The organism is Streptomyces sp. Q2 (assembly GCF_056820935.1).
On sequence record NZ_JBXEJE010000005.1, the window covers coordinates 163271 to 178053 of the forward strand.

Genomic DNA, 14783 nt, shown 5'->3' on the forward strand with positions numbered 1-14783 from the left:
GCGCGTCACGCCTGGTCAGAGGGGGTACATGCGTCAGCCACGCAATGCGTTCAGCCGACGTCTGGCAGGGCCGAGCGCCCTCCCCCGGTTCATCACACCGGCCCACGGGTTCGTGCGGGCCTGGTCGACGGCGTCGCCGATGGTCCAGCGGCGGGCGTCGAGGTCCGGGTCGTCGAGCTGGCTCCAGGCGAGGGGGGTCGCCACCGGCGCGCCCCGCGTGGCGCGGACCGTGTAGGGCGCGACCGCGGTCTGCGCGTAGGCGTTGCGCTGCACGTCGAGGTAGAGCCGCTCGCCGCGCTCCTTCTTGCGGGCCGCGGTCGTCAGCCGGTCGGGGTGGCCGGCGACGAGGGTGTCGGCGACGTCCCGGGCGAAGGCCCGCACCTCGTCGAAGTCGTGGCGCCCGTCGACCGGCACGATCACGTGCAGCCCGCGCGAGCCGGTGGTCATCAGCGCAGAGGGCAGTTTCAGCTCGTCGAGCAGCTCCCCCAGCAGCACGGCCGCCTCGCGCACCGCCGCGAACTGGGCCCCCGAGTCCGCGGAGCCTGCGGAACCCCCCGCGTCCCCGTACGGGTCCAGGTCGAAGACCATCCGGTCGGGCCGGTCCGCCCGTCCGACGCGGGACAGCCAGCGGTGCAGGGTGAGGGCTGCCTGGTCGGCGAGGTAGAGCAGGGTGGCGGTGTCCTCGCACACGGTGTGGCAGACGGTGCCGCCTTCCTTGGCCAGCTCGGCCCGGGTGATCCACTCCGGGTAGTTCTCCGGAGTGTTCTTCTGCATGAACCGGGGTCCGCCGACGCCGTCCGGGTGCCGCTCCAGCATCAACGGGCGGCCGCGCAGGTGCGGCAGCATGAAGGGGGCGACCGAGCGGTAGTAGTCGACGAGGTCGCTCTTGGTGTACTCCTTCGCGCCGCCGTCCCCGGGGAAGAGCACCTTGTCCGGGCGGTGCACCTGAACGGTGCGCCGCCCCGCCCGGACAGTGCGAGGTCCGTCGCCGCTCACCGCACGACCGCCTCCTCCACCAGCAGCTTCCCGGCCGCCGCGATCGACTGGGCGTCGATGCCCGCGGCGTGCAGCTGCTCGTCCGGGGACCCGGAGCCGGGCATCGTGCGGACGGCGAGGCGCACCAGCCGCGGTACGGGCCGCCCGTCGAGGAAGGCGTCGAGCACGGCGTCACCGATACCACCCTCCTCGTGGTGGTCCTCCACCGTCACCAGGCAGCCGGTCTCCTCGGCGGCCCGGCGCAGGGTGAGCCGGTCGACGGGCTTGACCGAGTACAGGTCGATCACCCGGACCCGGATGCCCTCCTGCTCCAGCGCGTCGGCGGCGGCCAGCGCCTCGGGCACGGTGACGCCCGCCGCGACGATGGTCATCCGGTCCTCGCCGGAAGAGCGCAGCACCTTGCTGCCGCCGATCGGGAACTCCTCGTCGGGCCCGTAGATCACCGGGCTCTCGCCGCGCGAGGTCCGCAGGTAACGGACGCCCTCCAGGCCCGCCATCTCGGCGACGAGGTGTGCGGTCTGGTTGGCGTCGCACGGGTACAGCACGGTCGAGCCGTGGATCGCCCGCATCATCGCCAGGTCCTCCAGACCCATCTGGCTGGGCCCGTCCTGGCCGATCGCGACACCCGCGTGCGAGCCGACCAGGTTGATGCCGGAACCGCTGATGGACGCCATGCGGATGAAGTCGTACGCCCGCGTCAGGAAGGCGGCGAAGGTGGAGGCGTACGGCACCCAGCCACGCGCGGCGAGTCCGACGGCGGCGGCGACCATCTGCTGTTCGGCGATGTAGCACTCGAAGTAGCGGTCGGGGTGCTCCTTGGCGAAGAACTCCGCGCGCGTGGAGTCGCCGACCTCACCGTCGAGGGCGACCACGTCACCGCGTCCGGTGCCGAGCGCCGCGAGGGCCTGCCCGAACGCGTCGCGGGTGGCCACGTCATCGCCGCCCTTGTCCCAGCGCGGCAGTTCCAGGTGTCCCGCGCGCACGGCGTGCAGCATGCGGGCGGCCGGCGGCTCGTGCACATCGACGCGGATGTCCCGCACCCCGCCGAGCTCGTCGATGGCCTCGTCGGCCTTCTTCAGCGGCTTGCCGTGCAGACCTTCCCGGTCCTCGACGTCGGCGACCCCCTTGCCCTTGAGGGTGCGGGCGAGGATCGCGGTCGGCTGCCCCGCGGTGGAGACCGCCTCGCCGTACGCCCGGTCGATGGCGTCGACGTCGTGGCCGTCCACCTCGACGGTGTGCCAGCCGAAGGCCTGGAAGCGGCGCGCGTAGGCGTCGAGGTCGTGGCCGTGCCGGGTCGGGCCGCGCTGGCCGAGCCGGTTGACGTCGACGATCGCGGTGAGGTTGTCGAGGTGCTCGTGGCCGGCGTGCTCGGCGGCCTCCCACACCGAGCCCTCGGCCATCTCGCTGTCACCGCACAGCACCCACACCCGGTAGCCGGTGCGGTCGAGGCGCTTGCCGGACAGCGCGATACCCACGCCGACCGGCAGCCCCTGCCCGAGCGAGCCGGTGGCCGTCTCGACCCACGGCAGCCGCCGGGGCGTCGGATGCCCTTCGAGCCGGCTGCCGAGCTTGCGGAACGTCAGCAGTTCCTCGTCGTCGACGGCGCCGGCCGCCTTGTAGGCGGAGTACAGCAGGGGCGAGGCGTGCCCCTTGGACAGGACGAAGCGGTCGTTGCCCGGGTGGGCGGGGCGGTCGAAGTCGTAGCGGAAGTGGTTGGCGAGCAGTACGGCCATCAGGTCCGCGGCGGACATCGACGAGGTCGGGTGCCCGGAGCCCGCGGCGGCCGAGGCACGCACGCTGTCGACGCGCAACTGCTGGGCCAGTTCGACGAGTTCACGGGTGTTCATGAGTCTCCTTCAGCGGGGGTTTCGTCGGCGCGCCGGACGGGCCGGGGGGCGTCGCGGGTCTCATCGGCGGGTTGGTCCCCGGCGGATGCACCACCGGGCCGGTCCGCGGCGGGGGCAGGGCCGGGCTGGTTCTGGGCGGGGGCAGGGCCCGGCTGGTTCTGGGCGGGGGCGGGGCCCGGCTGGTTCTGGGCGGGGGCAGGGCCCGGCTGGTTCTGGGCGGGGGCAGGGCCCGGCTGGTTCTGGGCGGGGGCAGGGCCCGGCTGGTTCTTCGCCGGCTCAGAACCTGGCTGATTCTTCGCCGGCTCGGGACCTGGCTGGTTCCTGGCCGGCTCGGAACCCGGCTGGTTCCTGGCCGGCTCAGAACCCGGCTGGCTCCTGGCCGGCTCAGAACCCGGCTGGCTCCTGGCCGGCTCAGAACCCGGCTGGCTCCTGGCCGGCTCGGCGGCCGGCTCGGACGCCGGTCGTTCCGGCTTCGTGTCCTCCGCCGTCGCCGCGCCGGGCCCCGACCGGGCCTCCGCTTCCTGCCTGTCCTTCCGCCGGCTCGGCCCGTCCTGCCTACCCTGCCGGTCCTGCCGGCCCTGCCTGTCCTGCCGCCGCTCCGCCCCGCCCGGCATCCGTGGCAGTTCCGGCGACGCCGTGTCGAGGGGCACCGACCATGACCGTACGAGCCCCAACTGGACGGCCTGGCGGGGCAGTACGGAATCCAGCAGCCAGTCCGCGGCGACCCGGACCCGGTTGCCGGGCATCGCCGCGAGGTGGTAGCCACGGGTGACCGCACCGGCGGCCGGCCCGGACAGCGGGATGCCGAGCGGGTTGGCGGCGGCCTTCGCGCCGCCCAGGTCCACCACGAACCCGAGGTCCTTGTGCCGGTAGGGCCGCTTCTCCCCGACGCCGAGCGAGGCGGCGACGTTACGGGCCACCGTCCTGCCGTGCCGCCAGGCGTGCTGCGCGGTCATCGGCGTGTACTTCCCAGGGTTGTTCAGATCCGGTACGGCGGCAGCGTCCCCGCACGCGAACACCTCGGGCCGGCCCGGGAGTTGCAGGTACGGGTCGACGATGATCCGCCCACGCTCCAGGGGCTGCCCGGTGCTCTCGACGAGCGGATCCGGCCGTACGCCCACGCACCACACCAGCGTCCGCGTCTCGACGAACTCGCCGTCCGTCAGCAGCACCCCGTTCGGTGTGGCCTCCTTCACGGAGGTCCCCATGCGCACCTCCACGCCCCGCTCCCGCAGGGTGCGGTCGGCGGTGCGGGACAGGTGCTCGTCCAGTTCGGGCAGGACGCGCGGCGCGACGTCGAGGAGCAGCCAGCGGGGCCGCATGCCCTCCCGCAGGGGGTGCTTGCGCACCTGCGCGTCGGTGTACAGCTGCCCGTGCGCGGCGACCTCCGTGCCGGTGTAGCCGGCGCCGACCACCACGAAGGTGCAGCGTGCGGCGCAGCTTTCCGGGTCCTCGGCCGCGGCGGCGAGCTCCACCTGCCGGGTGACGTGGTCGCGCAGGTACAGCGCCTCGGGCAGTCCGCGGAAGCCGTGCGCGTGTTCGGCGACGCCGGGGATCGGAAGCAGCTTGTTGACGCTGCCGACGGCGAGCACGAGCCGGTCGTACGGCAGGGTGCCCTCGCCGCCCTCGGGGTCGGTGTAGTGCACGGTCTGCCCGTCGAGGTCGATTCCGTCGGCCTCGCCGAGCACCAGGCGGACTCGCGGCAGGGTGCCCGACAGGGAGACCGTGACCCGGCGGGGCTCCAGGACCCCGGCGGCGACCTGGGGCAGCAGGGGCAGGTAGAGGAAGTAGTCGGTCGGGTTCAGCAGGGTGATGTCGGCCTTGCCGCGGGACATCCGGGACAGTTCTCGGGCCGTCCGGTATCCGGCGAAGCCGGCACCGACGATCACGATGCGGGGTCGACTCACGGTTCGCCTCCGGGGCTGGTCGCGTACCTCGGGAGCCTTCCGCGTCCCCCTGGCCGGGGCACCCAAACGTGCGCCGCCGGCCGCATGGGCCCGGTTTCCGCCCGGACGGCCGGGTACTCGGGACGGCGAACCACCCGCCCACCTCGTGGAGGCACACCCCCCATGCCCGAGTACGGCTACTTCCTCTCGTGCGAGCAGTACGGTCCCGCGGAGCTCATCGAGCAGGCCCGGATGGCCGAACAGGCCGGGTTCCAGTCGCTGTGGATCTCCGACCACTACCACCCGTGGAACGACGCGCAGGGCCAGAGCCCCTTCGTGTGGTCGGTGATCGGCGCACTGTCCGAGGCCGTGTCCCTGCCCGTCGAGACGGCCGTGACCTGCCCGACCGTGCGCATGCACCCGGCGGTGGTGGCGCAGGCCGCGGCGACCAGCGCAGTGATGACCGAGGGCCGCTTCCGGCTGGGCGTCGGCAGCGGTGAGGCGCTCAACGAGCACGTCCTCGGCGACGCCTGGCCGCCCGCCCACGTACGCCTGGAGATGCTGGAGGAGTCCATCCAGATCATGCGCCGGCTGTTCACCGGCGAGGAGGTCAACCACCACGGCCCGCACTACACGGTGGAGAACGCCCGCCTGTACACCGTCCCCGACGAGCCCGTCCCGATCGACATCTCCGGCTTCGGACCGGCGGCGACCAAGCTTGCCGGCCGGGTCGGCGACGGCTACATCACGATGATGCCGGACGCGTCGATGGTCGAGCAGTACCGCAAGGGCGGAGGCGGCGGAAAGCGGGTCAGCGGCGGCACCAAGGTCTGCTACGACACCGACAAGGACGAGGCCGTACGCACCGTCCACCGGCTGTGGGCCAACGAGCAGCTGCCCGGTGAGCTGAGCCAGGTGCTGCCCTCGCCGAAGCACTTCGAGCAGGCGCAGACGCTGGTCACCGAGGACATGGTCCGGGAGAACCGGGTGTGCGGCGACGACGTGGACGAGCACGTGGCGGAGCTGAAGCAGTTCGCCGACGCCGGCTTCGACGCCGTGTACGTCAACCAGATCGGCCCGGACACGCGCGGCTTCTTCGACTTCTACCGCACCAAGGTGCTGCCGCAGCTCCAGCAGGCCTCCTGAGGATCCGGCCCGGCGTGTCCGCGACACCGTGCCGACCGACGCCCCCGGGCCGACGGCACGCCGGCCTGGGACAGCGCGACCGTGGTGGTCGCCGAGGTCACCTCTCACCTGCTTGCCTGCTTGGTCGCCGCCTCAACGGTGGCCGGCCCCCCGACGCAGCCCCGCCGTCACCACGGCCCCCAGCCCACCGGCGACCACCAGCCCGGCTCCCATCCGCCCCCGGTTCCGGGACACCCAGTCCTGCGGGCTCCCGGACGCCGACTCGCCGTCGAAACGGCCGTGCGCGCCGAAGTCGTGCCCGTGCGGCCCGTCCGCCGGCGCCCACAGGTTGCCGGGGGCACCGCCGTGTTCGGCTTCGGTCTGTGCGTCCTGCTGCGAGTCGAACCCGGTCCGCGCCAGATAGCGGTCCAGCAGCCCGGGCGCGACCGCGTTGGCGATCAGCGCGGCCACGGTGGACCCGCCGACCCAGTACTCGCGCCGCCGCCCGTGCGAGGCCGCGTGCACGATCGCCCGTGCGGCGACCTCCGGCTGGAACACCGGCGCGACCGGCCGTGCCCGGCCCGGCATCCGGCTCAACACCCAGTCGAACTGCGGGGTGTTGACGGCGGGCAGCTGCACCATCGTCGTACGGACACCGCTGCCGGTGTGCAGCAGCTCGCAACGCAACGACTCGTTGAAGCCCTGGATGGCGTGCTTGGCACCGCAGTACGCCGACTGCAGCGGAACCCCGCGGTAGGCGAGGGCGGAGCCGACCTGCACGATCGTGCCCCGGTCGCGCGGCAGCATGTGGTGCAGCGCGGCCCGGGTGCCGGACACGTAGCCCAGGTACGTCACCTCGGTCACCCGCCGGAACTCCTCCGCGCTGATCTCGGTGAACGGGGCGAACACCCCGGCGAAGGCGTTGTTGACCCAGACGTCGATGTGCCCGTAGGCGTCGACGACCTTCTGGGCGGCGTCGTCGACCGCCTTGGCGTCGGCCATGTCCACGGTGACGACGAGCGCCTCACCGCCGGCCCGCTGCACCTCGTCGGCCGCCGCGGCGAGGCCCTCGCGGCCCCGGGCCAGCAGGGCGATCCTGTCCCCTCGGGCGGCGAAGGCCCGGGCGGTGGCCCGGCCCACGCCGCCGCTGGCACCGGTCACCACGACGACCTTGCCGTGCTTGGGCAGTGAGCCCTTGCGGAAGTCACGCACCGCGCATCACGCCCGATGGTGCGGCTGCTCGGGGTCGATGTCGTCGGGGCGCGGCGCCGCGGTCCCGCCGGCTGTCGGGGTGCCCGCGCCGGGCGCGGTGGGCGGCATCGGCGGGTACGGCATGCCGAGCCCGCTCGGCGGAACGCCCGGTGCGCTGCCACCGACGACGCGCTGCCCGCCGCCCTCGGGCAGATCGGCGTCGTGCCGGGGCGCGGGGCGGGACGTGTGGGGCCGGGCCGCGCCGCGCAGTGCGTAGGCCACGACGCCCAGGATCGCCGCGGTGATCAGGGCGGCGGCCCAGTCGGGCAGGCCGATGGCGAGGGCCAGCCCCACGGCGAGCGCGAGGGCCGCGCCCGCGTACAGGGCGACGGCGCCCGACGCGCCGTACAGCATGGCCTTACGGCGTTGCCTGCGGGTCTGCTCGCGCAGCTCGTCGCGCACGGTCTCGCGCGCCACCTGCGCCAGCTCGTCGACCAGGTGCCTGTCCAGATGCTCCAGATGCTCCAAGCGGTCCATGGTCGCCGGGTACCCGCAGCCATCGGCGGGTAACGCTCCGGGGCAGGGGCGCCCGCCCCGCTCGCGGGCGCTTCGGCCCTCACGGGGGCGGCCACGACGGCGGCGACGAGGGGATCATGTGAAACGATCTCACTCTCCCCGCCGCCCCAACTAGGCTCTCCACATGGACATTCTGGGAGCCACGCTGCGCGTATGCGTCGACGACCTGGAGGCCGCGGTCCCCTTCTACGAGCGGCTGGCGGGCGGCAGAGCCCTTCGTTTCGAACGCGGCGGCGTGCAGGTCGCCGCGGTCGGCTGCTTCCTGCTGATGAGCGGGCCGGAGGCCGAGCTGGAGGTGCTGCGCAAGGTCACCGCGACGATCGCCGTCAAGGACGTCGACGAGGCCAACCGGGTGCTGACGGAACTGGGTGCCCGCGTCATCGCGGGCCCGGTCCCCACACCGGCGGGCCGCAACCTGATCGCGATGCATCCGGACGGAGCGGTGTACGAGTACGTGGACCGCGGCGGGGTGTAGCGGTCCGCGGCCGGTACCGCCCCACGCGGCACGTCACGGTGCGAGGCGCCGGGCCGGAGCACGACGGCGTTCGTCCGGGAGGCGGGTCATCCGCGTCGGCGCACAGGCCGGCCGGCAGCCCGCATCTCCGTGGTGATGGCCCACCGTTCGTGATCCCGCCAGGCCCCGTCGATGAAGATCATGTCCGGCGAGAAGCCCTCCAGCCGGAAGCCGCAGCTGCGCGCCAGCGCGATCGACGCGGCGTTGCCGGGCTGCGCGTTGATCTCCAGCCGGTGCAGCCGCATCGGCCCGAAGGCGTACCCGACCACGAGGTCCAGCCCCTCCCGCATCAGCCCGCGCCCGGCGGCGTGCGCGAAGGCCCCGTACCCGAGCGACCCGCACTGGAAGCCGCCCTCGACGATGTTGTTGATGTTGATGAACCCCGCGACGGCACCCCCCTGCTGCTTCTCACAGACCAGGAATCCCGCCTTGGTGGGATCCTCGATCAGCCGTCCGGCGTACGCCGCGTAGGCACCGGCACTGTCCGGCGGGAAGAGCCACGGATGATGCAGCTCCTTGCTCTCGCGGACCCGGGCGGTGAACTCGGCACCGTCCTCGTAGGTGAAGTGCCGTATGCCCACGCGGGGGCCTTCGGTGAGATAGGGGGAGGCGTTGTGCGGCATCCCGCCACCCTACGACCCGCCGGCTCGGGCCACCGGCGGGGCAGTCGCCGGGACGAGTGTTTCCCGACGGGTCGCGGTTGGGGTTGGGGTTGGGGTTGGGGTTGGGGCTCGGGCTCGGGTTCGGGTTCGGGTTCGGGTTGCGGTTTCGGTGCGGGGAATCAGCGCAGAGCGGGTTCGTCGAGCGTCAGCGTGCCCGCGTCGGCGTCGAGTGCGGCGGCCACTCCGAAGGGGATGGTCAGCGCCCCCGCACAGTGCCCGAACCCGAACTCCTCCAGCACGGGCACGCCGAGGGCTCCGAGCCGGTCGGCGAACATCGGACGCAGTTCCTCGTAGGGGCCGCAGCTCTCCCACGAGCCGAGAACGATGCCCTTCACCCCGTCGAGCCAGCCGGTGCGAAGGAGTTGGGTGAGGCTCCGGTCGAGGCTGTACGGGCGCTCCCCGACGTCCTCGATCAGCAGAAGACCGCCATGGGCGCCGGCCCGGGTGTGGGGCGTGCCGTAACCGGTGGCAAGCAGCCGCAGACAGCCGCCCACCGTGACGCCCCGGGCCCGCCCCGGCACCAGAGGGACCCCACGGGAGGTGATCGAGGCGACGGTCTCGGGGGCGAAGAGCGTGGACCTCAGATGCTCCTGCGCCCGGGCGTTCTTCACGAAGTCGACGCCGGCGGCGGCGGGCCCGTACAGCGTGACCAGGCCCAGCCGCACAGCGAACGCCTCGTGCAACGCGGTGCTGTCGCTGAAGCCCACGAACACCTTCGGTCCCGCCGCCCGCATCGCCTCCCAGTCGAGGAGGTCGACCATCCGCTGGATCCCGTATCCCCCGCGAGCGCACAGCACCGCGTCCACGGACGGGTCGCACCAGGCCTGTTGCAGGTCGACGGCACGCTCGGCGTCGGAGCCCGCCAGGTACCCCAACTCGCCGTGCACGTCCAGCACATGAGGGGCGACCACCGGATCCAGGTCCCAGCCGCGCAGGATGTCGAGCCCGGCCTGCAACCGGTCCTCCGCCACCGGCCCGCTCGGGGCGACGACGGCCACCCGCGCACCGGGGGCGAGTCTGGACGGCCGTACGAGTTCCTTCACCTGGTGAGCTCCAACGTCGGGATGCCGGGCGGATTCAGCCCGAAGACCTGTGCGTACAGGGAGAGTTCGGACTCCAGGGCCTGCACCGTCGTCTCGGCCCGCCGGAAGCCGTGCCCCTCCCCCTCGAACGCGATGTAGGCGTGCGGCACCCGGCGCCCGGCCATGCGGGCCAGGAAGCGCTCGCACTGCGCGGGCGGGCAGATCACGTCGTCGAGCCCCTGGAGCAGCAGGAAGGGCGCGCCGATCCGGTCGGCGTGCTCGGTGGGTGAGCGCTCCGCGTACCGGGCGGGCACCTCGGCGTACGGCCCGATCAGGCTCTCCAGGTACTGCGACTCGAAGTCATGGGTCTCGCCCGTCGCCCAGCCGGCCAGGTCGAGGATGGGGTAGATGATCGTGCCGCAGGCGTAGACGTCGGTGGTGGTGAGCGAGACCGCCGCGGTCCAGCCGCCCGCGCTGCCGCCGCGCACGGCGAGCCGGTCGCGGTCGGCGGTCCCTTCGTCGGCGAGGGCGAGCGCGACGGCCGCGCAGTCCTCGACGTCGACCACGCCCCACTGCTCGCGCAGCCGGCCCCGGTACTCGCGGCCGTACCCGGTCGAGCCGCCGTAGTTGACCTCGGCGACGCCGATGCCCCGCGAGGTGAAGTAGGCGATCTCCAGGTCGAGCACGAGCGGGGCCCGGCCGGTGGGTCCGCCGTGCGCCCAGACGACGTACGGCGGCAGTTCCTCGCCCGGCGCCACGCACCCCGGGTTGTGGGGCGGGTAGATGTGGGCGTGGATGTCGCGCCCGGCGGGTCCGGTGAAGGTGCGGATCTGCGGCTCGGGGTAGTAGGCGGGGTCCACGGCGTCGTCGTGGGCGGCGCCGACCACCCGGGCCCGTCCGGTCCGGGCGTCCAGTTCCACCACCTCGTACGCGCTGCGCGGGCTGGCCCCGACGGCGACGACGCGCTCGCCGTGCACCGCGAGGGTGGGCGCGAACTCGGTCCAGGGACCCGCCGCGTCGACGACCTCGCCGGTCTCCGGGTCGAGGATGCCGAGGGTGGTGGCGCCACGGCCGTGCACGACGGCGATCAGGCCACTGTCCAGCGGTGCGAACCAGCGGTGACCCAGCTTCCACAGGGGGCCGCCGAACTCCTCCTCGCGAGGGCACAGCGGTACCCCGGCTTCCGCGTCCGGCACATCGCCCGCTGTGTTCCGGACACCGCCTGCTGCGGGCCGTACACCGCCATCCGTGTCCGGTACGCCGTTCTTCGTGTCCGGTACACGGTCGGCCGCGTCCGGTACACCGTGTTCCGCATCCGGTACACCGCCGCCCGCATCCAGCACACCGTCCACCGCATACAGGTTCCACCAGCCCGTACGGTCGGCCGCGTACAGGAGACGGCCGCCCGTCGACCAGTCGACCTGGGCGATGGACTCCTGCGGCCCGCCGGCCACCGTCCGCGCCCCGCGGAAGAGGCCGTCCTCGCCGACCTCGGCGACGACCAGTTCCGTCCCGTCCCACGGCATGCGCGGATGGTCCCAGGCGAGCCAGGCCGCGTGCCGTTCGTCGGGCGAGAGGCGAGGCCCGGTGACGAACCGGTGCCGTTCGTCGGTGAGTTCGCGTACGCCGTCCCGGTCCTGGGCCGCCGAACCGTCCAGCGGCACGGCGGCGAGCACCCGGCGCACGTCGACGGACTCGTCGCCGGTGAACTCCTCCAGCACGCACCACACTTCACCGCGGTCGGCCAGCACCCGCGGATCGGCCCATCTCAGCCCGCCGCCGACCGGGGACACCGGTGTCAGGGGGCGCGGAGTGCCGCCCGGCCGGTACCGGTACAGCCGCTGGTCGGCGAAGTGCACGAACACGACGAGCGGTTCGCCGTCGACGACAGCTCCGGCCCAGGGCTGTCCGCCGTACTCGATCACCCGGCTGCGCACGTTCCACGGCGGGGGGAGCACGGACTCCTCGGTGCCGTCGGTGCCGCGCCGCACCAGGGCGCGGCGGCCGCCCTCGGCGGGGCGCGGCTCGGTCCACCACGCCTCGTCGCCGACGAAACCGACGTACTCGGGATGCCCGTCGTGCGCGGCGGCGAGCGCCGCGTCGATGGGCGAGGGCCAGGAACCGTAGGCCAGCGTCCGCACTTCGTCCCCCTGTGTGCCTAGGCCGTGCGCAGGAAGCGGTCGAGTACCCGGACGCCGAAGTGCAGCGCCTCGACGGGCACGCGTTCGTCGACTCCGTGGAAGAGGGCCTGGTAGTCGAAGCCCTCCGGGAGCTTGAGCGGCGCGAAGCCGTAGCCGGTGATGCCGAGGCGCGAGAACTGCTTGGCGTCGGTGCCTCCGGACATGCAGTACGGCACCACGTGCCCCTCCGGCGCGAACTTCTCGACGGCGGCCCGCATCTTCGCGTACGTCATCGAGTCCACCGGCGCCTGGAGAGCGACCTCCCGGTGTTGGAACTCCCACTCCACGTCAGGTCCGGTGAGCCGGTCAAGGGTCGTGCGGAACTCGTCATCGGAACCGGGGAGATACCGTCCGTCGACGTACGCCACGGCCTCCCCCGGGATCACGTTGATCTTGTAACCGGCGTCGAGCATGGTCGGGTTGGCGCTGTTGCGCACGGTGGCCTCGACCAGCGCGGCCGCAGGGCCGAGCTTGTCCAGGAGCGCGTCCGCGTCGGCGAGGCCGGTCTCGATGCCGTACACCGCGGCAAGTTCGGTGAGCGCGGCGCGCACGGTCGGGGTCAGGCGCAGCGGCCACTCGTGCTCGCCGATCCGGGTGATGGCGGCGGCGAGGCGCGTGACGGCGTTTTCCCGGTTCACCTTGGAGCCGTGCCCGGCGCGGCCGCGCGCGGTGAGCTTCAGCCAGGCCGTGCCCCGCTCACCGGCCGCGATCGGGTAGAGCTCCCGCCCGCTGCCGTCGTGGAAGGTGAACGCCCCCGACTCGCTGATGCCCTCGGTGCAGCCCTCGAACAGTCCTGGGTGCTCGTCGGCGAGGAATCCGGAGCCGTCCTCGGCGCTGGCCTCCTCGTCGGCGGTGAAAGCGATGACGAGGTCCCGCCGGGGCCGCACGCCCTGCCGCGCCCAGTCCCGCACCACGGCGAGGATCATCGCGTCCATGTTCTTCATGTCGACCGCGCCCCGCCCCCAGACGACCCCGTCGCGGATCTCCCCGGAGAACGGGTGCACGCTCCAGTCCCGCGCCTCGGCGGGCACCACGTCGAGGTGACCGTGGACGAGCAGCGCGTCGGCCGACGGGTCGGTGCCCTCGATGCGGGCGACGACGTTCGTCCGGCCTTTGGTGCGCTCCAGCAGGACGGGTTCCAGGCCCGCTTCGGCCAGCCGCGCGGCGGCGTACTCGGCGGCGGGCCGCTCCTGGCAGTCGCCGCCGCCCCGGTTGGTGGTGTCGATGCGGATGAGGTCGGAGGTGAACTCGACGACCTCGTCCAGTGCCCGCTGCTCGGGCTGGTCAGCCATACTGCTCCTCCACCGCGGCCGAGACGATCGTGGTGACCGCCTTGAAGGCGCGGATACCGTCGTACATGGTGCCGCTGGTGTACGCCACCTTCCGCTCCCCGACACGCGTCACGCCCGGCACGACGGTGGCGGCCATCGCCAGATGCTCCGCGTCGAATTCGAGGGCGACTGTATACGGTCCGCCGTCGACCGGATGGTGTCGCACGGCCAGTCCGGCCGCCTCCTTCGCCGCGGCCCGGATGTCGGCGGCGGTCCTTACCGGCGTACGGCAGACGGCCGCGTACCGCGAGACGTGGTCCTTGACGGCGACCTTCAGCGCCCCGGGGGCGTAGCCGAGCGCGTCCTCGCAGGCCACGTCGTCGCCGGTGACCAGGACGACCGGCACACCGTACTCGGCGACGACGTGGGCGTTGAGGAGTCCCTCGCTGGCCCGTACGTCGTTCAGCCACACGCCGGTGATGGAGTTGGCGAGGTAGGTGTGGGCGAGGACGCCCTCCATACCGGCGCCCGCGTGGTAGCCGACGAAGGCGATGCCGTCCACGTCGCCGTGCTGCACGCCCTCGACCATGGACAAGGACTTGTGCCGCCCGGTGAGCATTTCCACCCGCTCGTCGATCTGTTCGAGCAGGAGGTTGCGCATCGTCGAGTGGGCCTCGTTGACGAGGACCTCGTCCGCGCCGCCGTCGAAGAACCCCAGGACGGCGGCGTTGACGTCCGAGGTGAACATCGAGCGGCACCGCTCCCACTGCGGTGTGCCGGGCAGCACGTCCGCCGGCCAGGTCACCCCGGTGGCGCCCTCCATGTCGGCGCTGATCAGGATCTTCATGCCCCGTCACGTTACGCGCCGCAGGGGGAACCGGCCAGGAAGCCGCCCTTCCTGCCGCACCCCGGCCGCGAGCGGTTGCCTGCGGCCGAGGCCCCGGGCGAGCCTGGAGCTCCTCACGTCCCGTGGATCCGGTCGACGAGGATGTCGATCACCAGCGGCGTCCGTGGGCCGGCTCAGCAGGACCCCGTCCAGGCCCGCCTCGACGCCCGCGTCCACCGCCCGGGCCGCGTCAGCCGCTTCACGGCCGCCGCGGGGCGCTCGCTCGCGGACGCCGGGGACGCGTCCGTCCCCGGGGAGGACGTGCCGGACGCGCCGCCGCCACAGGCGGCCGTCAGCACACCCTGTCCGGCGACCGCTCCCAGGACGTGAAGGTCCCGGTCGCCTTCGCCGGCCAGGAGCCGGTGGACACCGACCCCGGCACCGGTGACACCGGCGGCACGGGCGGCTCCGCCTCCCCGGGCACGACCGGCGGCGGCACCTTGACCTCCACGACGGGTGGCACCGGCACGACGGGCACCTCGACCGCGGGCGGCAGCCTCGCCTCCACCGGCGTCACCGTGTTCTTTGTGGCCGCGGTCGCGGCCGCACTGCTGACCGCGGGCCGGGTGGCGTACCGCCGCGGCCGCGCGGTGGACTGACCGGGGCGGGGGGGGGGGGGGGCCGCGC

The 14783-nt window shown here is 73.2% G+C and carries 14 protein-coding genes; 4 read left to right on the forward strand and 10 right to left on the reverse strand.

Translation table 11 applies throughout. From position 1 onward, the window contains the following. Positions 1–33: 33 nt before the first annotated feature. The 3 genes from ligD to ACWBNA_RS07825 are packed head-to-tail and all read right to left on the reverse strand — an operon-like array spanning position 34 to position 4750. Positions 34–996 carry a non-homologous end-joining DNA ligase gene (gene ligD / locus ACWBNA_RS07815; protein ID WP_482703479.1) on the reverse strand — a complete coding sequence of 321 codons (963 nt, stop codon included), beginning with the start codon at positions 994–996 and terminating at the stop codon, positions 34–36. Then, positions 993–2843, reverse strand: a complete 1851-nt coding sequence (locus ACWBNA_RS07820; RefSeq protein WP_482703480.1) for a transketolase — start codon at positions 2841–2843, stop codon at positions 993–995. Before ACWBNA_RS07820 ends, ligD begins: the two co-directional genes overlap by 4 nt. Continuing rightward, on the reverse strand, positions 2840–4750 hold the full coding sequence (locus ACWBNA_RS07825; protein ID WP_482703481.1) for an NAD(P)/FAD-dependent oxidoreductase: 1911 nt from the start codon (positions 4748–4750) through the stop codon (positions 2840–2842). Before ACWBNA_RS07825 ends, ACWBNA_RS07820 begins: the two co-directional genes overlap by 4 nt. Before the next feature lie 162 nt (positions 4751–4912). On the opposite strand from ACWBNA_RS07825, the gene ACWBNA_RS07830 reads away from it, so the two are divergent. After that, positions 4913–5875 (forward strand): LLM class F420-dependent oxidoreductase, encoded by a 963-nt coding sequence (locus tag ACWBNA_RS07830; protein WP_482703482.1) that lies wholly within the window; start codon positions 4913–4915, stop codon positions 5873–5875. Positions 5876–6007: 132 nt separating this feature from the next. On the opposite strand, the gene ACWBNA_RS07835 is transcribed toward ACWBNA_RS07830, so the two are convergent. After that, entirely contained in the window at positions 6008–7066 is a 1059-nt protein-coding gene (locus ACWBNA_RS07835) for an SDR family oxidoreductase (protein ID WP_482703483.1), read from the reverse strand. Positions 7067–7072: 6 nt separating this feature from the next. Further along, positions 7073–7582 carry a phage holin family protein gene (locus ACWBNA_RS07840; protein WP_482703484.1) on the reverse strand — a complete coding sequence of 170 codons (510 nt, stop codon included), beginning with the start codon at positions 7580–7582 and terminating at the stop codon, positions 7073–7075. Positions 7583–7745: 163 nt separating this feature from the next. Between ACWBNA_RS07840 and ACWBNA_RS07845 the strand changes: the two genes are divergently transcribed. Next, a complete protein-coding gene (locus ACWBNA_RS07845) occupies positions 7746–8096 on the forward strand; it encodes a VOC family protein (RefSeq protein WP_482703485.1) in 351 nt (116 codons plus the stop codon). 86 nt (positions 8097–8182) lie between these two features. Here ACWBNA_RS07845 and ACWBNA_RS07850 read toward each other — a convergent pair whose 3' ends face one another. The 5 genes from ACWBNA_RS07850 to ACWBNA_RS07870 form a co-directional block, all read right to left on the reverse strand. Continuing rightward, on the reverse strand, positions 8183–8758 hold the full coding sequence (locus ACWBNA_RS07850; protein WP_482703486.1) for a GNAT family N-acetyltransferase: 576 nt from the start codon (positions 8756–8758) through the stop codon (positions 8183–8185). A gap of 158 nt (positions 8759–8916) precedes the next feature. Further along, the gene (locus tag ACWBNA_RS07855) at positions 8917–9840 is read right to left on the reverse strand and encodes a S66 peptidase family protein (RefSeq protein WP_482703487.1); all 924 of its coding nucleotides are present in this window, start codon (positions 9838–9840) and stop codon (positions 8917–8919) included. After that, positions 9837–11960, reverse strand: coding sequence for a prolyl oligopeptidase family serine peptidase (locus tag ACWBNA_RS07860; protein ID WP_482703488.1), 2124 nt, complete (start codon positions 11958–11960; stop codon positions 9837–9839). Before ACWBNA_RS07860 ends, ACWBNA_RS07855 begins: the two co-directional genes overlap by 4 nt. Before the next feature lie 17 nt (positions 11961–11977). Continuing rightward, positions 11978–13291: a M20/M25/M40 family metallo-hydrolase gene (locus ACWBNA_RS07865; protein ID WP_482703489.1), complete on the reverse strand. Its 1314-nt coding sequence runs from the start codon at positions 13289–13291 to the stop codon at positions 11978–11980. Further along, on the reverse strand, positions 13284–14117 hold the full coding sequence (locus ACWBNA_RS07870) for a M55 family metallopeptidase (protein WP_482703490.1): 834 nt from the start codon (positions 14115–14117) through the stop codon (positions 13284–13286). Before ACWBNA_RS07870 ends, ACWBNA_RS07865 begins: the two co-directional genes overlap by 8 nt. 141 nt (positions 14118–14258) lie before the next feature. Here ACWBNA_RS07870 and ACWBNA_RS07875 point away from each other — a divergent pair, with 141 nt between their 5' ends. Beyond that, positions 14259–14486, forward strand: a complete 228-nt coding sequence (locus ACWBNA_RS07875; RefSeq protein WP_482703491.1) for a hypothetical protein — start codon at positions 14259–14261, stop codon at positions 14484–14486. Further along, positions 14483–14755 carry a hypothetical protein gene (locus ACWBNA_RS07880; protein ID WP_482703492.1) on the forward strand — a complete coding sequence of 91 codons (273 nt, stop codon included), beginning with the start codon at positions 14483–14485 and terminating at the stop codon, positions 14753–14755. Before ACWBNA_RS07875 ends, ACWBNA_RS07880 begins: the two co-directional genes overlap by 4 nt. The last annotated feature ends 28 nt before the right edge of the window (positions 14756–14783 follow it).

What these genes read in the sequence shown, in the direction of transcription:
- ACWBNA_RS07875 (WP_482703491.1), top strand. Translation starts at nt 14,259, where the DNA reads ATGTCGATCACCAGCGGCGTCCGTGGGCCGGCTCAGCAGGACCCCGTC.
- ACWBNA_RS07840 (WP_482703484.1), bottom strand. Translation starts at nt 7,582, where the DNA reads ATGGACCGCTTGGAGCATCTGGAGCATCTGGACAGGCACCTGGTCGAC.
- ACWBNA_RS07845 (WP_482703485.1), top strand. Translation starts at nt 7,746, where the DNA reads ATGGACATTCTGGGAGCCACGCTGCGCGTATGCGTCGACGACCTGGAG.
- ACWBNA_RS07830 (WP_482703482.1), top strand. Translation starts at nt 4,913, where the DNA reads ATGCCCGAGTACGGCTACTTCCTCTCGTGCGAGCAGTACGGTCCCGCG.
- ACWBNA_RS07865 (WP_482703489.1), bottom strand. Translation starts at nt 13,291, where the DNA reads ATGGCTGACCAGCCCGAGCAGCGGGCACTGGACGAGGTCGTCGAGTTC.
- ACWBNA_RS07870 (WP_482703490.1), bottom strand. Translation starts at nt 14,117, where the DNA reads ATGAAGATCCTGATCAGCGCCGACATGGAGGGCGCCACCGGGGTGACC.
- ACWBNA_RS07850 (WP_482703486.1), bottom strand. Translation starts at nt 8,758, where the DNA reads ATGCCGCACAACGCCTCCCCCTATCTCACCGAAGGCCCCCGCGTGGGC.
- ACWBNA_RS07820 (WP_482703480.1), bottom strand. Translation starts at nt 2,843, where the DNA reads ATGAACACCCGTGAACTCGTCGAACTGGCCCAGCAGTTGCGCGTCGAC.